This window comes from Nostoc sp. UHCC 0870, from assembly GCF_022063185.1.
In the GTDB taxonomy this organism is placed as follows: domain Bacteria; phylum Cyanobacteriota; class Cyanobacteriia; order Cyanobacteriales; family Nostocaceae; genus Trichormus.
Map to the genome: position 1 here is coordinate 5,587,341 of NZ_CP091913.1, position 21,940 is coordinate 5,609,280.

18 protein-coding genes are annotated in these 21,940 nt (G+C 41.7%); 9 read left to right on the forward strand and 9 right to left on the reverse strand.

The features are described from left to right. The first annotated feature begins 130 nt into the window (after window positions 1-130). The 3 genes from rsmA to L6494_RS23725 are packed head-to-tail and all read left to right on the forward strand — an operon-like array spanning window position 131 to window position 2,288. On the forward strand, window positions 131-943 hold the full coding sequence (rsmA, locus tag L6494_RS23715; RefSeq protein WP_237990182.1) for a 16S rRNA (adenine(1518)-N(6)/adenine(1519)-N(6))-dimethyltransferase RsmA: 813 nt from the start codon (window positions 131-133) through the stop codon (window positions 941-943). 23 nt (window positions 944-966) lie between these two features. Continuing rightward, complete coding sequence (gene ispE, locus L6494_RS23720) at window positions 967-1,920, forward strand: 4-(cytidine 5'-diphospho)-2-C-methyl-D-erythritol kinase (protein ID WP_237990183.1); 954 nt, start codon at window positions 967-969, stop codon at window positions 1,918-1,920. A 41-nt stretch (window positions 1,921-1,961) separates the two neighbouring features. After that, window positions 1,962-2,288, forward strand: a complete 327-nt coding sequence (locus L6494_RS23725) for a DUF3082 domain-containing protein (protein ID WP_237990184.1) — start codon at window positions 1,962-1,964, stop codon at window positions 2,286-2,288. A gap of 52 nt (window positions 2,289-2,340) precedes the next feature. Here L6494_RS23725 and L6494_RS23730 read toward each other — a convergent pair whose 3' ends face one another. Further along, a complete protein-coding gene (locus tag L6494_RS23730; protein WP_237990185.1) occupies window positions 2,341-3,213 on the reverse strand; it encodes a response regulator transcription factor in 873 nt (290 codons plus the stop codon). A gap of 1,712 nt (window positions 3,214-4,925) precedes the next feature. On the opposite strand from L6494_RS23730, the gene L6494_RS23735 reads away from it, so the two are divergent. The 5 genes from L6494_RS23735 (at window position 4,926) to L6494_RS23755 (ending at window position 12,651) form a co-directional block, all read left to right on the forward strand. Beyond that, window positions 4,926-5,219, forward strand: coding sequence for a HetP family heterocyst commitment protein (locus L6494_RS23735; protein WP_237990186.1), 294 nt, complete (start codon window positions 4,926-4,928; stop codon window positions 5,217-5,219). 112 nt (window positions 5,220-5,331) lie between these two features. Beyond that, the gene (gene trpC / locus L6494_RS23740; RefSeq protein WP_237990187.1) at window positions 5,332-6,177 is read left to right on the forward strand and encodes an indole-3-glycerol phosphate synthase TrpC; all 846 of its coding nucleotides are present in this window, start codon (window positions 5,332-5,334) and stop codon (window positions 6,175-6,177) included. 419 nt (window positions 6,178-6,596) lie between these two features. Beyond that, entirely contained in the window at window positions 6,597-7,835 is a 1,239-nt protein-coding gene (locus L6494_RS23745) for a hypothetical protein (RefSeq protein ID WP_237990188.1), read from the forward strand. A 96-nt stretch (window positions 7,836-7,931) separates the two neighbouring features. Beyond that, window positions 7,932-9,545, forward strand: a complete 1,614-nt coding sequence (locus L6494_RS23750) for an iron uptake porin (protein WP_237990189.1) — start codon at window positions 7,932-7,934, stop codon at window positions 9,543-9,545. A 178-nt stretch (window positions 9,546-9,723) separates the two neighbouring features. Then, window positions 9,724-12,651 carry a COR domain-containing protein gene (locus L6494_RS23755; protein WP_237990190.1) on the forward strand — a complete coding sequence of 976 codons (2,928 nt, stop codon included), beginning with the start codon at window positions 9,724-9,726 and terminating at the stop codon, window positions 12,649-12,651. Between the two features lie 135 nt (window positions 12,652-12,786). Here L6494_RS23755 and mutL read toward each other — a convergent pair whose 3' ends face one another. From mutL to L6494_RS23780, 5 genes are all read right to left on the reverse strand, one after another. Further along, a complete protein-coding gene (gene mutL, locus L6494_RS23760; RefSeq protein ID WP_237990191.1) occupies window positions 12,787-14,592 on the reverse strand; it encodes a DNA mismatch repair endonuclease MutL in 1,806 nt (601 codons plus the stop codon). 98 nt (window positions 14,593-14,690) lie between these two features. Beyond that, the gene (gene ygfZ, locus L6494_RS23765; protein ID WP_237990192.1) at window positions 14,691-15,674 is read right to left on the reverse strand and encodes a CAF17-like 4Fe-4S cluster assembly/insertion protein YgfZ; all 984 of its coding nucleotides are present in this window, start codon (window positions 15,672-15,674) and stop codon (window positions 14,691-14,693) included. Window positions 15,675-15,790: 116 nt separating this feature from the next. Beyond that, window positions 15,791-16,057, reverse strand: coding sequence for a type II toxin-antitoxin system RelE family toxin (locus tag L6494_RS23770; RefSeq protein WP_237990193.1), 267 nt, complete (start codon window positions 16,055-16,057; stop codon window positions 15,791-15,793). Next, window positions 16,054-16,263: a hypothetical protein gene (locus L6494_RS23775; RefSeq protein WP_237990194.1), complete on the reverse strand. Its 210-nt coding sequence runs from the start codon at window positions 16,261-16,263 to the stop codon at window positions 16,054-16,056. The genes L6494_RS23770 and L6494_RS23775 overlap by 4 nt, the downstream gene beginning before the upstream one ends. A gap of 317 nt (window positions 16,264-16,580) precedes the next feature. Beyond that, window positions 16,581-17,066, reverse strand: a complete 486-nt coding sequence (locus L6494_RS23780) for a hypothetical protein (protein WP_237990195.1) — start codon at window positions 17,064-17,066, stop codon at window positions 16,581-16,583. A gap of 167 nt (window positions 17,067-17,233) precedes the next feature. On the opposite strand from L6494_RS23780, the gene L6494_RS23785 reads away from it, so the two are divergent. Then, window positions 17,234-19,162: a serine/threonine protein kinase gene (locus L6494_RS23785; RefSeq protein ID WP_237990196.1), complete on the forward strand. Its 1,929-nt coding sequence runs from the start codon at window positions 17,234-17,236 to the stop codon at window positions 19,160-19,162. Window positions 19,163-19,239: 77 nt separating this feature from the next. On the opposite strand, the gene L6494_RS23790 is transcribed toward L6494_RS23785, so the two are convergent. The 3 genes from L6494_RS23790 to L6494_RS23800 all read right to left on the reverse strand — a co-directional run bounded on the left by L6494_RS23790 (window position 19,240) and on the right by L6494_RS23800 (window position 21,926). Continuing rightward, complete coding sequence (locus tag L6494_RS23790) at window positions 19,240-19,887, reverse strand: heterocyst differentiation related protein (protein ID WP_237990197.1); 648 nt, start codon at window positions 19,885-19,887, stop codon at window positions 19,240-19,242. 618 nt (window positions 19,888-20,505) lie between these two features. Then, window positions 20,506-21,306 (reverse strand): tryptophan synthase subunit alpha, encoded by an 801-nt coding sequence (gene trpA, locus L6494_RS23795; RefSeq protein WP_237990198.1) that lies wholly within the window; start codon window positions 21,304-21,306, stop codon window positions 20,506-20,508. A 314-nt stretch (window positions 21,307-21,620) separates the two neighbouring features. Next, a complete protein-coding gene (locus L6494_RS23800) occupies window positions 21,621-21,926 on the reverse strand; it encodes a DUF3007 family protein (protein ID WP_237990199.1) in 306 nt (101 codons plus the stop codon). Between the last annotated feature and the right edge of the window lie 14 nt (window positions 21,927-21,940).

The following is a 21,940-nucleotide window of genomic DNA, read 5'->3' on the forward strand; positions in this document are numbered from 1 at the left end:
ACCATATATAATGCTAAATGTCAATACTAGAATCAATAAAAAGCCCAAAAATTTACATTTAAAAGTAAGCAAAAAGTAAGAAATGGATTTTTTGTAAAAAGCTGAGATTTAGATATAGTAAGGAAAAATAATGGTTCGACCGCGCAAGGTTTTTGCTCAACATTGGCTCAAAAGTGATAAGGTTTTGGATGCGATCGTTAAGGCAGCAGAGTGTAGTACAAATGACCGTATTCTGGAAATCGGCCCCGGTACAGGCATTCTCACACGGCGTTTACTACCCTTGGTACAGTCTTTAGTAGCTGTGGAAATTGACCGGGATTTGTGTAAGTTATTAGTCAAACAGTTGAGTAATAAGGAGAATTTTTTACTGTTACAAGGGGACTTTCTCACCCTAGATTTGGCTACAAACTTGGTAGCATTTCCTAACTTTAAAAATCAAAATAAAGTTGTTGCTAATATCCCCTACAATATTACAGGGCCGATTATTGAGAAATTATTGGGAACGATCGCCAACCCTAACCCTACACCTTTTGAATCGATAGTGTTATTAATTCAGAAGGAAGTAGCCCAAAGATTATATGCCAAAGCTGGGTCAAGAATATTTGGTGCATTATCGGTAAGGGTGCAGTATTTAGCTGAGTGCGAATTAATTTGTCATGTCCCCGCAGCCGCATTTCAGCCACCACCAAAAGTAGATTCCGCCGTCGTGCGCTTGCGTCCCCGACAGATAGAAATCCCGGCGGATGACCCAAAAAAATTAGAGAATTTGCTAAAGTTAGGATTTGCGGAGAAACGCAAAATGCTACGGAATAACTTGCAATCTGTCGTAGACCGCGATCGCCTGAGCCAATTACTGGAACAATTAAATATAAACCCCCAAGTTAGAGCTGAAGACCTCAGCACTCAGCAATGGGTAACTCTGAGTAACACACTCACAACTTAAAACTCAGCACTCAGCACTAAAAAATGCGTAGTTACAGTTTGATTGCTCCTGCTAAAATCAATTTATATCTGGAAATCATCGGCGATCGCTCCGATGGTTATCATGAGTTAGTGATGATATTGCAAAGTATTGACCTCGCTGACCAGATTGAATTACACTCCATCAGCGATGAAACTATCCGCGTTCATTGCAACCATCCCCAAGTACCAACAGATAAAACTAATCTCGTATATCGCGCCGCCGAACTCATGGCGAAAAAATTTCCCGCAGCTTTGGCTAAATATGGTGGTGTAGATATCACAGTTCACAAACATATTCCTGTAGCAGCTGGGTTGGCTGGAGGTTCGACTAATGCAGCAGCCGTATTGGTAGGAATAGATTTACTCTGGAATTTGGGACTAACTAAATCAGAACTAGAAGAACTGGGTGGAACTCTGGGTTCAGATGTACCATTTTGTGTGGAAGGTGGTACAGTCATTGCTACAGGTAGAGGAGAGCAACTTTCACCCCTACCGAGTTTAGATCATATATATATAGTGTTAGCTAAATATCGTAGCCTAGAAGTTTCTACCCCTTGGGCATATAAAACCTATCGCCAACAGTTTGGTAGTGGGTATCTTAAAGATACCAATGACTTAGCCGCACGAGCCGCCGCAGTGCATTCGAGTGGAATGGTCAAAGCGATTTTAGATAAAGATGCAGCAGAAATATCTCAAAAACTGCACAATGATTTAGAGCGGGTAGTCTTACCAGCCTGTCCCCAAGTTTTGCAATTACGAGAACTATTTGCAGTTCAGGAAGGGGTTTTAGGAACTATGATGTCTGGTTCTGGCCCTTCAGTATTTGCTATATGTGCATCTCAGCCACAAGCAGAACAAGTTAAGTTACGAGTTAGAGAAGCAATCCCTGATGAAGATTTAGAATTATTTGTGACTTGTACAACTGGACAGGGAATACAGGTGACAGGTGACAGGTGACAGGTGACAGGTGACAGGAACTAATGACTAATTACTAATTTATGAATGACCAAAACATAACACCAACAACAACAGAGACGACCGCATCAGTTGCAGCAACCCCGTTACGCTGTTTAATCGGGGCAATCATTTCTGGAGGAATGGGATATGCTGTATATTCTCTCATGATTGCGATCGCTACAACCTTCGCTAAAAAACCCATCCATTCTAATAACGAATTAGTTATTAAGCTTACCTCTGCCGTTCGTACCCTGGTTGTTGGTATAGTGGCTTTAGGATCTGGGATATTTGCAATCGTAGCGATCGGTTTGTTCGCTTTAGGGATACAATTATTGCTGCAAAATTTCACCAAGGCTAAAAATAGTTAATGACTGGAACGTAGGGAAAAATTCCCCCCTACACCCCTACACCCCTACACCCCTACACCCCTACACCCCCCACAGGTAAACATTTCTGCCAATCAGTAGAAGTATTCCCCAGTGGTAATGGAGGTTTTTTATAAAACTGAGAAGATTGTTGCTGTTTTCTCCAAGCCTTGGGAGGTAAACCGTGATGTTGGCGAAATTGACGGGAGAAATGACACGCATTTTGATAACCCAAGGCGTTAGAAATTTGCTCAATTGTTTTGTTAGTGTTTTTGAGTAAAGGACGCGCTGCGGCCATGCGACGCTGGAGAATCCAACCGTTGACAGTATCTCCCGTTTCTTTGGCGACTCTATTAGTTAAGTAAGCAGCTGAATAACCAACCGCCTCAGCTACATCTGATAGAGTGATTCCTTCATGGTAATGAGCTTCAATATAATCAAAAACTTCCTTGAGTTGCGGCCTTGATGGAAAAACAAACTCAGGTTCTAGAACTAGCGACTCAGGAAGTTGGTGAGATTTAACCGCATACCAATATCTTAACAAAGCTTGCTTTTCTAATCTAATTGCGATCGCTTTTAGTATTTCATCTATAGTGGAGGGTTTAGTAATATAGTCATCCGCACCCAATTCCATACCTTTACGGAGAGCCGTTTTCTCGTGGCTACCAGTCAGAAAAATAAAAGGAATAATTGCCGTTAGAGGATCTTGCCGTAGCGCATTCAACACATCGTAGCCATCCATATCAGGCATCATAATATCACAGATGATCAAGTCAGGTAAATGGTTTTGTGCCTGCTGAATCCCCACAAAACCATTTTCAGCACCTATTGTTGCAAAACCTTCAGCCTCAAGAATAGTTAAAAAGAGATGGCGGGTATCAGTTTCATCTTCAATTACAAGGATTTTTATTGATGATTCGTGCGTCATTTTTCCATTACCAGGAATTGTGGTCGGGAAGAATTCACTAAGATTCACTAAAAATTATCTTATGCAATTGCAAAAATCTTTGCTTTCATTACTGCATATTTTTATTTAGAGCCAATGGATATTAAGAATAAAATATCTTTGGATATCTATTTATAACTACAATTTGACTTTTAGAAATTTATTTTATGCTCGTAAAACGGTAATTTTAGAAGAATTTTATATCATAAATTATTTTTGACAATACTTCATTTAACAGGGATTAAACTACATAATAATATGCTCAGTCATCTGTCATTAGGAGTACATTTTTTTTGAGCATCTCTCTCAGTATTGAACAATTATCTACCATAAGAGATAGAAAATATTAAGATAGTTTGTATTAAGTTATACAATTTTTTATGTATAATTTTAACCATTGAAAATTATACTCGTTTCAAATACGTACTCTTATTGGTTTGTTATTGAATACTTAATCGAATGTTATTAAACAAGTTATTGCTTGACATACTTAATTGATAACAGCACTATATTGCTAAGTATGAAAAAGCCAAAACTTATTCGTAATGTCTTGAGTATAATTTACTACCTTAATTAATTTAATAATTACACATCTGAAGCATCAACCATCACTAGACATAAATTACTCAACATAGCCAGAAAAAAAAGACAAAAATATAGCAAATTATAAATTTGACAATGATATGCTCAGATTGTCCATAGCAATCCTATTGATTAGCGGTAATTGCCCGACTTCAGTAACTCACTTTTTTAAAGAAAGTGGGATTATTAGCTCTCACCAATTATCTAGGATTGCTCTAGTTATAATGTGATAAATATACTGCTATTGCAACCATAAACAATTAAAAAATATTTTTAATTATTCTCGACATAAAATGGTATAATCACTCAGTTTTATAAACTGGCTTTATTTTAGACATGGCAATCAATAGAAAATCACAAATTTAAAAAACAAAAAAAGAGATAGGTCTAACAAAGAAATAATCATATATATAATGTCCAAAATTGAGTAATCTTAGCAAAGAAGCTGCTTCTGCAAAACGGTTCATCTTTAGGGGTTGGATTAACTAGATATTTATTCAGCAGATCAAAATGCTGACTAGTGAAATTCGCCCCTATTTTCAAGAACTATTTGTACGCATCTACTAATTTATCTGTGCTGTAGTGTCAATATCTTGTTGTTGAGATAGCAAAATTAGCTGGAGCATGAAGTGATAGAACCCAGTATCTGTCTACAGCGATGGGCTACGCCCCGCCTTTGGCCGCGCTATACTCCGTCCAACATACCAAAAAAATAATCCCATGATTTGCGATTTACTCTCTTACATGAGCAAATTAACTGTCCCACCAAAGAATGGGACTTAGTGCTGTATCTACCCGATAAACTAGTCAGAACATTTCGTCTTCAGTATGAATTTGCCACAACGGCCACACCGCGCATCTACCAAAGACAGGACAATCAATAGTCAGAACTCCATACTGCAAGTAGACGAGAAACAATTACCAAAGTAGCCGCATTGTTTGCAACTATTCGCCGTGGTATAGCCTCGGCAAAACATATGTCGGTATTGTGTCTATCCTCAACGATGGGGCAGTAGACTCCTAGAAATGTGATAATTAACATCAATTTAGCTGACCAAATTTTCTGGAAAAGTCTTTAACAAAAGACTGAAAATTCATCATCAGGGAATGCTATGTATCAACAAAATACCAATTACAACTCACAGAATGTTAAAAAAATTAACAACGAACAAATAGAACAAATTATCAAGGCAATTATCGCCGGAAAGTATTCTTGGGCGTGTGTTTTACTCCTTCGTTTTTCCGGCTATAATCCTATGGAATACATCCCATATCGCACTTATATTCGCTTACTTAAAAATAACTGCCTAGCTAAACCAAACAACGCCAAAGAATCAGATACACAAGAAGTTTTTCATATCCAATCGAACTGGATGCAAAATAAAAATATAGGACTGACCAACTAAGGTTATCTGTTGGTAGCGGGTGCAGGTATTGATGAGTGCTGAATTCAATCATCACTCATAACTTAGCACTCATATACTCCTGCTTAGTTAACCAGTTCCTTATAGCCAGTTTATGATGTACCCAGTTAGTGCCATTAATATCACCCGTCTGCAACCCATTCTCAGAGAGATTGTGTGGCAGAAAAAACAAGAAGTAGCTCAACTACATCAACAGATGTCCTTAGCTTCGTTGCAACGTCAGTTAACAGCTGCGCCAACAGTGAGAGACTTCTTGATAGCCTTACAGCAAAACCCCCATAAACCCACCCTGATCGCAGAAATTCAAAAAGCATCACCCCGTCACGGAATGATCCGTACAGACTTTGATCCGATCGCGATCGCTCAAGCTTATGAGCAGGGTGGAGCAGCTTGTATTTCTGTCATCACCGACAGGTCTTTTTTTCACGGCAGTTTTGATATTTTACGCATTCTTCGTAAGAGAATCACATTACCTTTGCTATGCAAAGAATTTATTATTGATCCGTGCCAAATTTATTTAGCACGAGCCGCAGGCGCAGATGCAGTCCTCCTGATGTCTTCGATCCTTACCGATAGAGAACTACAAGACTTTTTACGCATCATTCACTATTTGGGGATGAATGCTTTAGTAGAAGTGCATACCTTGGAAGAACTAGATCGGGTACTAACTCTAGACGACATTCGCCTGATCAATATTAATAACCAAAACCTTGCAGACTTTAGCATTGACCTTAGCACCACTCAAACCCTCTTAGCCGCCAGGCGATCGCAACTGCAAAGTTTGGGTGTGATGGTAGTCGTTGAATCTGGATTGTATGCACGCACTGATTTATCTTTAGTGGCTCAAGCAGGAGCTAATGCAGTGTTAGTAGGAGAATCTTTAATTAAAGAGATAGATATCAAACAAGCTGTACATCGGTTACTCAAAGGGGATAATTAGTTTTAAACTCTAACCTCAGTCGGTAAACGGAAAGGGGAGATAACCAATTGAGTTAAAAATCTTTTTCTTTATCTTCAGGAATTACCTCAAGAAAAATTGTAGTAATCATTACTTATCTCAGCGAAACCCTTACCCCTGCTCAACCCAGGGGTTTTTATTGATCATTAGACCTCTTGTAAAAGTTGGAAAATGAGATGTGTCATTCTGAATGAAATGTATAATCTCTGAGATGTTTCGCTTCGCTCAACATGACAGCTTCAGCATTTATGCAAGAGGTCTATTATTCATCGTCGTCTCTTTCCCATTCCCTGATTTAATTAAACGTAATATAAAAAATAGAGAAACTTTGTCCAAATCTATGTAGTCTTAAATATAGTCAATATCAGTATATTTAACATCAATACTCAAGGTAAAAAGCGATGAAGTGGCAGAATTGGTCATTACATCAAAGATTAATTGTTAGTACATTCTTAACCTTAGCTTGGATAACCCCAACCTTAGCCCAAACAGATAAACCCCTCACCCGTGCGGAAGTTTATAAACTCATTCCCAGTGTTGATCTACTATTACATAATCAAACTCAACGACCTGCACAACGAAATGATGTCATAGTTCCCAGAGATGCAGTTAAAACCGGAGTCAGTTCCGAAGCACAACTATTTTTCAACGATAAATCCCTGATTCGAGTGGATCAAAAAACTATCTTTCGTTTTCAGCCAGGGTATCGTCGCTTTAACTTGCCAAATCGGATCGCTTTGGGTGAAATTATACCTAATGTAGAGAATGGCAGAGCTTTAATTTTAAGTCCACCGGGAAGCGTCGTTACAGTCGTAGAAACACCAGGCAGTCAGATTAGGATTTTAGCAGCAGATTGTGCAAACGAACCAACTCCAATAAATACTCAAAATAACCCTATCTGTAAACCAGCCCCAAAAGCTACCGCAGTCATGGTAGCGCATCACCAAGAAAGCAACACAACTCAAGTTTTTGCCCTCACTGATGGAGATATCAACATCTCCGACCTACAAGATAAAAAAACAGTTGCTTTAAAAGGTGGTCAAACAGTAGCCATCAGAAATGGCATAGTTGGGAATCCCCAAGAATTTGACTTACCAGCTTTTTATAAAACCATTTCCCTCGCTTCTGGTTTAGGGCCAGGACAAGAGAAATTATTAGCTCAAGAATCGACCCCAGTCCAAGAAACACTCAAAGCTATACGACTAGAAACCTTAGCCGCACTCAAAAATCAAGCGCAAAGATTTAGAGGATTTACCAGAACATTTCTCTCTGATGCCCTTAATGGTACAGAAGGAGATTTGAATCCTCGTCCTGGTGTTTCAGTGAGAATTATTAACCCGCAAGTTGTCACCGGGACATACTATAAAACATCGGAAAATACTGCTGTTTTTTATCCCGATAATAATTCCAATTCTCCTAACAATATTACCATAGATTTTGACCAGAAAACTATCACCATTGATGGGAATACAGGTGTATCTAATAATGCTGGATTAAGTGGCAATAATGCTAGGGGTTCAGTCATCAATGCTAATGGTCAAATCACCCAACTAGAAGTAATTGGAGTCAATGGTGAACAACCACAAGATAACGTTGGCTATCGGGGAACTTTAACGACTGGGGTAAGACGCGGACGCTAGCACCGCCGTGAAGGCGGAAGTCAAAAGTCAAAAGTCAAAATCAAGACAACATAAGGGTTTTGTTGATTTGAATTTGTTTATCAGGTGTGAGGATTGATGTTTAATAAAAGTGTTTTATTGCTCCTATCTGGAGCATTAGTATTGGGTGTAGATATATCTGTTTTGGCAGAAAATCAGCCAAATTTAGATAACCAACTAGTAATTATCCCAGAAATTACGCAAACAGATAATTGCATAGCAAGCCAATGTAAACAACTAGCCCAAAATGAAGAACGGGTGACATCTGTCTCACAATTATCTGATGTGCAACCTAGTGATTGGGCTTTTGTCGCCTTACAATCATTAGTAGAAAGGTATGGTGTCATAGCAGGTTATCCTAACGGCACATTTAAAGGCGATCGCGCCATGACTCGCTACGAATTTGCCGCCGGATTAAATGCAGTATTAGATAAAATTGATCAGTTAATTACGGCTGGATTAGCAGACAAAATTCAAAAAGTAGATTTAGTAACACTGCAAAAATTACGAGAAGAATTTACTCCCGAATTAGCCACCTTAAGAGGCAGAATAGATGCTTTAGAAGCACGCACCGCCAACATTGAATCGCAACAATTTTCCACCACCGTAGTATTAGGTGGACAAACCATATTTGGGTTAGCTGGGGGTTTTGGTGGTAATCGTCCAGGTGACGGAGAAGCTAACCCCATTTTTACTTATCTCACCCAAATACAATTAGCGTCTTCCTTCACAGGTAAAGACCGATTTCGATTAGCCTTAGTCAGTGGGAATGCTGCAAATGATAGCTTTGGCAATCCCACAGCATTCAACACCAACATGGCGAGATTAGCTTGGCAGGCAGATTATGACAATCAAGTCAGACTAGACTCTCTAGAATATCGCGTTGCCGGATTAGGCGATCGCGTCGTCTTCACTTTCAAACCTGTAGGCTTTAGTTTAAGTAGCGTTCTCAGCGTCAACTCACCCTACGCCGATGCAGGACAAGGCGCGATTTCTCTGTTTGGTGGTTCAACTTCCATCTTGAAAATTGGCAGTTTAGATGCAGGTTTAGGTTTTGATTGGTTAATGTCTGACCAAATGCGGTTACAACTCGCCTACGGGACGAGAAATAGCAACGACAGCAGTCAGGGTTTATTTGGTGCAGACCACAGTGCCTTGGGAGTACAGTTATTATACAAGCCTACCCCCTCCTTAATTACTGGTTTAGCTTATGTTAATGCTTACGCTAGTAACGCACAATTAGATACAGGGACAGGTAGCAACAACGCCGATACCTCCGGCGGTATTAATGAACCATCACAAATTCATGGTATAAACGCCAGCCTGAAATGGCAACTTACCGATCAGTTAGTGTTTGGTGCTTGGGGTGGTATCGTCGTCACAGATTCCCTCACATCAGATGCAGTGATTCTCAGCAGCACCTACACCGCCTCTTTAGGTGTGTATGATCCCTTTGGCAGAAAAGGAGACTTATTAGGGTTCGTTTACGGTCAACCACTAAAATTAAATAACGGCGTTGCAGTTGCAGATATAGATACTGGTCACTCAACTCACTACGAAGTTTTTTACCGTTATTTAGTTAACGATAATATCTCCATCACTCCCGGCTTTTTTATTGTCACCGACCCCGACCATTTTTCTAGAAACAACGATATTTTTGTGGGTACTATTCGTACTACCTTTAGTTTTTAACGATTTGGCGATCGCATAAAGAACCCCACCCCCAACCCCCTCCCCGCAAGCAAGGAGGGGGCTATGATGTACTTCATGTGATTAGGAAAAGCTATAGTTCTGTTGTCGAATCTGCGATCGCTACTTTTCAATCTGCTGGCGACCTCAATCAGAAATCCAGCCAGGAAAAAATCCCCAAATGACTAACGAAGAACTGCTGCATCTTATTGAACAAGCTAACCGAGACAAGGTTACAGAATTAAACCTTTCTGGTCAACGTTTAAAAACACTACCACCGGAAATAGGACAACTCACCAACCTGCAAACGCTCTACCTCAGTAGTAATCAACTGAGCAGTCTGCCACCGGAATTTGGACAACTCACCAACCTGCAATCGCTCCACCTCGGTGGTAATCAACTGAGCAGTCTGCCACCGGAAATTGGACAACTCACCAACCTGCAATCGCTCCACCTCGGTGGTAATCAACTGAGCAGTCTGCCACCGGAAATTGGACAACTCACCAACCTGCAATCGCTCCACCTCGGTGGTAATCAACTGAGCAGTCTGCCACCGGAAATTGGACAACTCACCAACCTGCAAACGCTCAACCTCGGCAACAATCAACTGAGCAGTCTACCACCGGAAATAGGACAACTCACCAACCTGGAATCGCTTGACCTCGACGATAATGAACTGAGCAGTCTGCCACCGGAAATAGGACAACTCACCAACCTGCAATCCCTCGACCTCCGCAGAAATCAACTGAGCAGTCTGCCACCGGAATTTGGACAACTCACCAACCTGCAAATGCTCTACCTCGGCAGTAATCAACTGAGCAGTTTGCCACCGGAATTTGGACAACTCAAAAATCTAAAGATACTTGATATTCAAGATAATAACTTGATCAATTTACCGTCAGAAATACAGTTACTAACTAAACTCCAGAAGCTAGATTTACGGGGTGAAGGAAATGCTAACTTGCAAATTCCGCCAGAAATTTTGGGCGATTCGTGGATAAAATTAGGCAACCCTACCAAAATTATTAGCTATTATTTCTCTTTAGCAGCCGAACAAGAAAAACCCCTCAATGAAGCTAAAGTATTGCTGGTAGGACAAGGTAGTGTAGGCAAAACTTCCCTGCTAAAACGGCTGATTCATGACCTATACGACCCCCACGAAAACAAGACAGAAGGTATCAACATTCAAAATTGGCAAGTTACTCTTAATGATCAACCTATCCGGCTTAACGTGTGGGATTTTGGCGGACAAGAAATCATGCACGCCACCCATCAATTCTTTCTCACCAAACGCAGCCTTTACTTATTAGTATTAGATGCGCGTGTAGATGAGCGACAAAACGAACTAGAATATTGGCTGAAAATTATTCACAGCTTTGGTGATAATTCCCCGATTATTATTGTGGGTAACAAAATTGATCAACATCCCCTCGACATTGACCAAAAAGGACTACGCGACAAGTACACCAACATCAAAGATATCGTCTCTATCTCCTGTGCAACTGGGTCAGGTGTAGCAGAATTGCGGTCAATTATTACCCGCGAACTCGCAAATATACAACATATTCACGACCCTTTGCCTAAAAGTTGGTTTCAAGTCAAAACCCGATTGGAAGCAATGAAAGACGAAAATATTGACTACATATCCTACAAAAAGTACGAAGATTTATGTAATGAGGAGCAAGTTACAGGCGATCGCAATCAATCCACCCTCATCGAATTATTGCACCGCCTTGGCATCGTCCTCAACTTCCGAGACGATGATCGTCTAGAAGATACTAACGTCCTCAACCCCACATGGGTAACAAATGGTGTCTACAAAATTCTCAACGATAATCAGCTAATCACCCAATGGCGCGGGATGTTAGACCGCCAGCAACTCAACCGCATTCTCAATGATCCTTGCTATCCCCGCAACAAGCAAGTATTCATCGTTGATATGATGCAAAAGTTTGAACTCTGCTTTCCATTAGAGAATGGTACAGGTGATAGTCGCTTCCTCATCCCCGACTTGTTACCCAAAGAAGAACCAGCGACAGGTGAATGGGAAAACGTTTTAGCCTTCCAATATCATTACAACGTCCTCCCCAGCAGTATTATCTCTCGCTTCATTGTCAGGATGCACCATCTAGCAGATAAACAAACTTGGTGGCGTAGCGGGGTGGTGTTGAAACATCGCCACAATCGCGCCTTAGTCAAAAGCGATCGCGAAGACCAAAAAATATTCATTTCCATCAGTGGGACTAACTCCACCAGACGGGAACTATTAGCCATGATTCGTTCGCAATTTGAGGCGATTCACCAAACTATCAAAGGGTTGATAGCTGATGAAAAAGTACCCATTCCTGGACATCCTAAAATCATTGCAGACTACGAGAATTTACTGAGTTATGAAGAAAAAGGTTTACCTTATATTCCACCAGGGTTAACAGAAACCTTCGACCCCCGACAAATACTTGATGGTATTGAATCACCAGCACAGCGACAAGAAAGACAACGCGATCGCCAAGAAAAACCTAATATGATTCGTTTACCTACATCAGAATATGAAAAAGAAATCTTCATTTCCTATGCTTGGGGTGGAGACAGTGAAACCTATGTCAATCATCTAGACGAAGTATTACAGTCCAAAGACATCACCATCATTAGAGATAAGCGAGACTTGGGTTTTAAAGGACTGATTAAAGATTTTATGGAAAAGATTGGACGCGGTAAATGTGTAATTGCCGTGATTAGTGATAAGTATTTAAAATCGCCCAACTGTATGTTTGAATTGGTGCAAATTGCAAAGAATGGTAATTTTTATGACCGAATTTTTCCGATTGTATTAGAAGATGCCCAAATTTATAAACCTACTGAAAGAATTAAATATATTAAACATTGGGAAAATGAAATTAAAGAATTAAATGAAGCCATGAAAGGAGTTGACCTAGCTAATATGCAAGGATTTAGAGAAGACATTGATTTATACACCGAGATTCGCCACACCATCGCTGAACTTACTAATCGGCTCAAAGACATGAATACCCTAACTCCCGACATTCACAGCGAGTCAGAATTTGAGCAATTATTGCAGGCGATAGTTCAGAGGCTAGATTATGAAGTTTAGCTGGAAACGGCGTTGCATAAATGCGGGATGAATTAACCGTAAGCGTTGTGGCGGGGTGTAAATCCCCGTTACAACACGGAAAAAGCGAATTACGAATTACGAATTACGAATTACGAATTACGAATTACGAATTAATTAAATCCCATGACTCTTACCTATTACCCAGTGACGGCGGAAAAATCTCGATAAAGCCGACTCATCTAAGGATAGATAAATCGGGCGACCGTGGGGACAGGTGCGGGGGTTGCGAGTGCGTTGCCAATCATCTAGTAACTTCTGCATTTCTGGTAAACTCATCGGTGTACCGTTACGGATAGCACTGCGACAAGCCACGGCTACTTGGGCTGTTTCTAAGTCTCCTCCCCAACTCAGTTCTAAAATTGCTTCAGCACAATCTTCTCGTTGCTGTAAGATGGCGGGAAGGTTACGCACTGCCCAAATTTGTTCCCCAAAGGGTTCAATATCTAAACCGATGCGTTGCAATTGGGCAAGTTGCGCTGGCGATAATTGATAGAGAATAATTGGCGGTTCAACAGGAAGAAGTTGCCAGTTATCACACAATTGTTCATACAAAACCCGTTCATGGGCAATATGTTGTTCTACTAACCACATTCCTCCAGGATGTTCAGCCACGATGTAGGTATTGCTGACTTGGGCAACAGCTTTTAAGGAGTGCTGAGTGTTGAGTGGGGAGTGCTGAGTGCTGAGTTGTAAGTTGGGAGTGGGGTTGACGTTGTAATTGCCTTTTTCTTCTGCGGTTTTGAGTAGTTGACTGACTCTGGTTGTGTGGACGGATTCTTTGATATTTGCCTCACTAATACGCAGTGCTTGGTTAATGGCTTGAGTGATTTGTTCTTGCCAATAAGTCAACTCGTTGAGGTAAATTTCGGTTTTGGCGGGGTTGCGATTCCAATTAATTTGGTCGGGGGAAATGACAAGATGGAGAAAACAGATCGGATAGCGATCGCGTGGTAATGTTCTATGAAATGCTCCCAATATTGTCTGTTCTAATTCCGGTGACTTGACTATCCTCCCGTTAATCGCTACTCGCACCCAGTCGGGACGATGGCGATGACATCTATCGGGTAAGCCTACTACTAGGGTGAGTGCTGAGTGCTGAGTGCTGAGTGCTGAGTGCTGAGTGTTGAGTTTTGAGTTTTGAGTGTTGAGTGTTGAGTTTTGAGTGTTGAGTTTTGAGTTTTGAGTTTTGAGTGGGGAGTGGGGAGTGTTGAGTGGGGAGTTTTCTGGGTTGGGGATTTCTAGTGTTAATTCCTGTAAGTCACCTTGTCGTACTTGGGGTAAAAGTTGGGGTATGAGTTGCCCTACTGTAGAAGCTGGGGAGATGGTAAACCATGCTCGGTCATTTTGTGACACTTGCCAAGTAACTTGAGGATGACAAAGGGCGATGTTGTAAATTGCAGCTTGGACAGCTTTCATTTGCTGTGCTGTTGGCGGTAAACCATGACGACGCGCCACGCAATTGGCAAATAAATTGGAGACTGTCACCACTGTACCAGGAGCGATCGCAGTGGCTTCTACTTCTATAGCTTTCCCTTCTTCACCATAGACAACCCGCCATCCTACATTCCCATTGGTAGAACGGCTGAAAATCTCCAAATCTGCCAGCGTTGTTAAACTGTGTAACGCTTCACCCCGAAATCCCAGACTGTGAATTTTCCACAAATCGTCACTAGAACGAATTTTACTAGTGCTATGAGCTGCTGCGGCTTGTTGCAAATCATCCAAATCCATACCGCAACCATTATCTGTCACCCGGATACGCCACTGCTGCGGCCATAGTGCAACTACAATTCTCGTCGCACCCGCATCTAAGGAATTTTCCACCAATTCCCTCACTACAGATGCGAAACAGTCGATGACTTCACCTGCTGTAATCAGATATACGACTTCTTGAGGTAAAGCTTGAATAGTAGATGGCATTTGGTTGGAAATTGGAAATTGGGAATTGGGAATTGGGAACTCTTTACTGTCACCTGTAACCTATAACCTGTCACCTGTCACCTGTCCCCTGTTCCCTATCATGGATATTCGTGAGACACAAATGGGATGGATACTATTTCACCTTCGGCGTTTCCTACTTGCACTTTCAAACCCACACCACCAGCTTTGCTTTTAATGTAACCCAGTCCAAAATAACCATCAGCAGTTTCGGTATAACTTGTGAGTTTACCAACTTTGTCCTCTCCCAGAGTAATAGTATCTCCTACTGCGGCTGGACTGTTAAGTTTAATCCCCCAAAGATATTGTTTAACACCTTTATATGTATTCAACCTAGCAATAGTTTCTTGTCCGATATAACAACCTTTATTAAAAGAAATAGCCTGCCATAAACCAACTTCTAAAGGATTAAAATCATCTGTGAGTTCTGCTTCTGGGGATGGTCTGCCTTGTAATATGCGTAAATGTTCCCAACCGCGATCGCTTAATTCTACCGCGCCTAGTTCTAAAATTTGCTGCCACACTGTTTCTTTCACAGACACAGGCAAAATTAATGTGTAACCAGGGGAAGCCAAACCACTACCGACTGCAATGATGATACCGCCATCTACTGTCAGATGATTGCCGTAGGGTTGACCGATAATTGCCCCAGCACCAAGTTTTTCTATTACCGCGTCACTTCCTGCACCGAGGATACTAAAAGTTGCAGTTTCCGCCGTTACATCAGTTAATTGCACCTTATCGGCAAAGAAGATATAACGATCTAACCATTGAATTAAAAACTCACGCCGATTAGGCGACACTAAAAGTAACACAGCATCATCAAGAACATACGCACTCACTAAATCAATCGTGCGGGCTGTGGATGTCACCATCACCGTCTCACAGCCCTGTCCTGGCTTGAGACTTTGGAAATCATTCGTACTTTGGTTGTGTAAAAACCGCAGACGGTCATCATCAGAAACACGGATGCGCCCCCAAAAAGAGCGATCGCATACAGCAACCCCTGCGGTTGTGGCTTGGATAGCAGCTGCGTCTTTACCGTCAAGTGCAGATGTTGGCATGGTAGTCAATAGTTGCCCTGTTTCAATGTTTTCGCATTGGTAATATTAGCAAATTCAGGTTAACGGATTCAATGGTATAGGACTGGAATAGTAAGGGCTTTGATTGATTTTCAACCTTAAGGAAAGTATCTGTAAATATTTTTCCTATGCAATAATCTGACAAAAATTACCACACCATCGGATATAGTAAGACCAATTCTATAGTCTCCCATTCTAATGCGATAATAGTCACCATCAGATTTGAGTTTTTTAATATTTCTGAGATCGGCTAAACTTTCAGCATTCTCAACTTCTTCAATTACCGCTCTCACCTTTTGAAGTAAGTTTTCATCTAGAATATCACCTAAATCTTTCTCAAAGCTTTTTCTAAAATCTATATTCATTTTTTCTTGTCTAAGATTTTAAATATAGCTTCGCGACTAACAATTTCTGTATTTTCACCTTCCTTAATAGCCGTTTCTAAAGCTATATCTTCCATAATCTCTGCCATTAAATCAGAAATAACTTCTTTCTGTTCTTGAATAACTTCAACAATGGCTTTTTTGAAGATTTCTTTCAGTTTAATTTCGTCTAAATTTATTTCTGCCATAGATAATCTAATTTATTGGTTGTATCTGAATTTTAGCACGCTTAATATTCATTTTGAATTTTGAATTTTGAATTAATTCATTAATACTGTTTCCTTTTCACAGGTGTTTAAATGTAGTTCCAATTCTTCATCAGGCTTGTTCATATAGTTTTCTTTCATTAGACCTCTTGCAAAAGTCAGAAAATGAAATGTGTCATTCTGAATGAAATGTATAATTTTTGAGATGTTTCGCTTCGCTCAACATGACAGCTTAAGCATTTATGCAAGAGGTCTATTAGATTGGCGGGACGGGCATAAATTATACAATTAGCACTTAATTACTTAGGTAAATTTGCAAATGTCTCCTCAACTAACTCCTTGGTTTTTACTTCTAAAATTTGCCAATCGACTTCACCAAATTCATCAATTAAACTAGTATCAATATCAACATTGTCACTCTCTGGAGTGTAATTAATAAAACACACTTGATAGCATAATTCCCACAAATCAATACTGACATTTTGGTCTTGACGTTGCAAACACAAGTGATATCCTGGATGGGGCATCGGCAACCTAGCAAGTCTTTCTCTAATGGCATCTGCCTGTTCTAAAGTTGCAGATTCCATTTCTTGCAGCAGTTGAGTTACCAAAGCTTTTGTCTCATCAGTGGTGTTAGCCGGCCAAATCAGCACATCTTGGTAAGTTCCTTTCCAAGTCGATTCATCCAACTGCTTGCGGAGGTTGTCAACAACGCGAATAAAAGCAGGCTGCATGAGGAGTTCGGCCTGCTGCCATGTAGCTTGGTCTGTTATTCTAGGTGGCATCGGTAATTAATAAAGGCACTAAAAGAAGAATTTACAGTCTGTGTTTATTAAAAGGATTGCGTATTAAGTTCAAATCTTTTATCAAGATAGCGGATTTCACTACCAAAAATTTGGAGATATTAATTACCATCGGGAAATTCTAGGTGATAACTGTGGGGAGGGATTTTATGATAGGCAAGTTACTAGACCATCGTTACCAAGTCGTTCGAGTCTTAGCTATAGGGGGATTTGGTCAAACCTACATAGCCCAAGATACCCGCAGGCCTGGGAATCCGATATGCGTTGTTAAGCACCTCAAACCCTCCAGTTCTGACCCTAGAATTTTTGAAACTGCCAAGCGTCTCTTCAACAGTGAGGCTGAAACTTTAGAAAGGCTGGGTAATCATGACCAGATACCCCGGTTATTAGCTTATTTTGATGAAAATCAAGAATTTTATTTAGTTCAAGAATATATCGAAGGACATACCCTGACAGAAGAACTCATCCCTGGTAAACGTTGGAGTGAAAGCCAAGTTATTCAACTTTTACAGGATGCTTTAAGGATTCTGGAGTTTGTTCACCAGCAAGGAGTGATTCACCGCGATATCAAGCCGGATAATATCATTCGTCGCACTTCAGATAATAAGTTAGTTTTAGTAGACTTCGGCGCAGTTAAGCAATTGCGGACACAAATGGTAACGGCTGGCGGACAACCCACTGCTACTGTTGCTATTGGGACTCCTGGTTATATGCCGACAGAACAAGGGCAAGGTAAACCCCGTCCGAATAGTGATATTTATTCTTTAGGGATTATTGCCCTTCAAGCCTTAACAGGACTACCAGCCGCCGAATTACAAGAAGACCCCAATACAGGTGAAATCCTCTGGCAGCATTTGGTAAGCGTTAATTATCGCCTAGCAGAAGTGTTAACTAAGATGGTACGTTATCACTTCAAAGACCGTTACCAGTCGGCAACGGAAGCACTAGAAGCTTGTCAAAATGCGATTAATCCTGTGGCTGTAGCTGTGTCTTCTTCAGCCCAAAAATCCGTCAATAGTTCTAATTACCAACGAACCACTGCACCATCTCGGTTATCTCGACAGCAAACTGTAGCTGTTTCACCAGCCAACCCCGTTCAGCCTAAACCGTCTCGTCAAGACTCTCCCAAATCTGACCCTTGGCCGTTATTAATTGGCTTGTTATTAGCGGGTGGTGCGGCGGCTGTGGTGGCTAATGTTTATCCCAATGTGAAAAATTTAGCAGCTAATTTTTTGGGGAATGATTTGGTTACTACGGATAAATGTCTGGCGGTGGTGGCTGGTAATTCTAATATTCGTTCTGAACCGAGTTCGATTAACTCTGATAATGTCTTAAAAACAATTGGTGAAAATAGCAAATTTGAAGTGACTGGGACGCGCAGCAAACGAGGTTGGGTTGAAGTCAAACTTAACTCTCGTCGTTCAGCTTGGGCGCACTCTGATGTAATTATTAATAATCAAGAATGGACTTCTTGCCTACGAGACAAAGGCATTGCGATTAAAACCGTTGATGATAATACATTAATTGCTGCTAGACCTGTTCCCCAATCCAAGCCAAAATCTAATCGAGTAACTCCCTCATCACCAGACCCAAAACCAGAAGGGTTTCTCCGTTCTACTCCAGCACCGTCTCAGGAAGATAGCACCAAGATTGTTGCCAAGGCTAGACAAAAGTATGAGTCAGGTGATTTAATAGGTGCGATCGCTACCCTAAAATCTATTCCTGGTAATGCCTCTGCTGGCATTAAAGAGACAACCGCCATGATTAACCAATGGCAGCAAGATTGGGCAAAAGCCGACGCACTATTTAAAGACATCAATCAGTCAATAGATGATGGTCAATGGGATAAAGTTTTAGACTACAAAAAGCATCCTGAAAAACTGCCTAATATTAAATACTGGCGAAATAAATTAGAACCACTGTTTAAACAAGCAGCCGAGAACGTAGCGAAACAAGTAGTTCCCCCAAGCGATAATCAAAATACTCAAAATCAGTCTCAGTCCGAACCATCGGAGACTGAAGAACCCGCTACTTCAGAGATTATCAGCCCTGAAGAATTGCCCCAAAATGGATATTAGGGATTGGGGATTGGGGATTGGGGAAAGAAAGAGAAATTTCTCCTTTTTTCCCTTGTCCTTTCAGCCTCTCTGTTGTCCTAAATCATTTCATCATATTCATGGGCTTCCACGCGCCTAGCATCCATCCCACCTGGGGGGAGAAATTCGGCACGACGCACGGGGACTAAGGGCTGTGTAGCTCCTTGGTAGGGGTGAATTACTTGTACTGTCCTAGTGGGACGTGCGCGTGGCGTGAATAAAGATAATACGCCGGCAACTACAACACCACCGCCAATGGTAAGAGTTGCGCCGCCAGCCGCCCAAACGATGGGTGAAGACCACCAAGGCGATTCCGCTTGGAATGCTGCTGTTGCGACCCTTTGGCTATTTTGCTGCGCTTGTTGCAGTTGTTGGTTGTTGTAGTTTTGGAATTGAAACTGGAGTTGTTGGTTTTGCGCTCTCAGTTGTTCGTTGTCGCTTTTGAGGCGTTCAAAATCCATTTTGAGCCGTTCTAGCTCTACTCGCTGTTCTGTACTAGGGGCAACGGGTGGCTGATTAGGGTATTGTGCTTGCCCGTAGGGGGGGTAATAGGTTGGGGGCTGAATCGGTTGGGGTGCTACTAAAGCACCTGGCATTTGGGGACTAACAGCAAAGTTAGCCTGTGAAGCATTTGTCCCCCTGAGTAATAAAAGAGCGGCCAGTCCAGCTACAGCGACACCGCCAATAAATGCCATACTCTCACTCATCGCCTTTTAACCTCAACTGCGATGTAACTATTAAAACTTGTGACTGACTCACTCTCACACTCATAAGACCTCGCGGGATGTGGGAAACTCAGCTTTTAAAAGCTGAGAGGGAAAGAGTACGAGCGACTTTAGTCGCAGTCCCCTTATGGGGTGTGGTAAATAGAGGAACAGTATTTACCACCTTCCCTGTATGCCGAGAATCGCCTTGCTGTTCCAGTAATGTTAGCTTAGACCTGTTATAAGAGCTTGTTAGGCTGAAAGCACTGTTCCAGTGACCTTAGAACTGTTTAACTCACAGCGACAGAGCGGGGAACTAGCTACGCATTCCGAGGTGTCGTGACTCAAATAACGGCTACCCTTTTCTCCGAGACGCTATTTGCTAACGACTATACTCAGGGTGGTCTGGTCAGTACGGCTTGCTTGATTTCTCTTACAAGCCCAGTCCCTTTAGGGCTGGGTTACTGACATAATACCCAAATCATCGGTTACTGTATCATTTGTTTTTTTTACGCACCCAGTATTCCAATGTTAATATTCAAAACCATAAATGTTGAATTGTCCACCAGATTATGCTAAAAAAACTGCTTTGTTATACTTTTTAATCTAAAATCTTGCTCATCAAGATGTTTTGATAGCTGCTTTGAGATTTTGACAAAATTGGGTGATCGCACTTAGTCCCTGTTCTGGTGTACCTTCGGCTAAACGCTGGACGAAAGCACTACCCACAATGATTGCATCTGCTCCCCAAGCTTTTACTTCGGTGGCTTGTTCGGGTTGAGAAATACCAAAGCCGACACCAATGGGTTTATCGGTAAAACGCCGAATTTCTGGCAATAAATCAGACGCGCGGATTTCCATTTGCGATCGCATCCCCGTTACCCCTGTGACACTCACCAAATAGATAAACCCTTGGGAGGCTTGAGAAATTGCCTCTATTCGGTCTACAGAGCTAGTAGGCGCGATTAACAAGGTTAAATCAATTCCCCGTTCACTTGCTGGTTTTAACAGTCCTGCTGCTTCTTCTAGAGGTAAATCAGGTACTACCAACCCAGCCACCCCAGCCGCCGCTATTTGCTCTAAAAACTTGTCAATTCCCCGGTGTAGGATGGGGTTGTAGTAGGTAAATAAAATAATCGGTGCTTGCAAACTAGGCGTAGTGGCTTGCAACATTTCTAGGACAGCTTCTAATTTTGTCCCCTTTTGCAAAGCGCGGGTAGCGGCAGCTTGAATCACTGGCCCATCCGCGAGAGGATCAGAATAGGGAACACCCAATTCAATAAAATCAGCCCCACTGGAATCTAAAATCTTTAACGCTGCGGCGGTGGTGGCTAAATCTGGATCACCGGCAGTAATAAACGGAATCAGAGCGCACTCTTGATTCCGCTTGAGGGTTTGAAAGCGATCGGAAATAACGGTCATTAATTAGTCGTCAGTTCTCAGTGGTCAGTAGTCAATAGTAACAAACAACTGACCACCGGAAAACGGAGTGAGTGCTGAGTGCTGAGTGCTGAGTGCTGAGTGTGGAGTGCTGAGTGTGGAGTGTGGAGTCTGGAGTCTGGAGTCTGGAGTGTGGAGTGTGGAGTCTGGAGTCTGGAGTCTGGAGTCTGGAGTCTGGAGTCTGGAGTCTGGAGTATTGACTTACCCCACTTCATAACTCACTCAGCACTCATAACTCAGCACTCAGCACTCATAACTCACTCAGCACTCATAACTCAGCACTCAGCACTCATAACTCACTCAGCACTCTCTTGTTCAATCTCCGCTTGAATTTTCGCTAATTCTTCGGGAGTGAGTTCATCTAGTCGTTTTTGGAAAAAAGCTTCCTCATACTGCTCTCGTTGTTGATGGTAGGTCATTTTTTTCCCCCCTGCGCGTAAGGCATAGCTAGCTACCCAGCCAATCAACCCAACTACTAGCAAGGCTTGACTCCATATCCCAGCTAGTTGATTATCTAAACCCACTCGCTGTAAACCCAGATATGCCAAGCCGCCAGCTATGAAAATGCCAAAACCAATGCCAATCGCGTCAATCCGTCGCATGAGAGTTATGACCT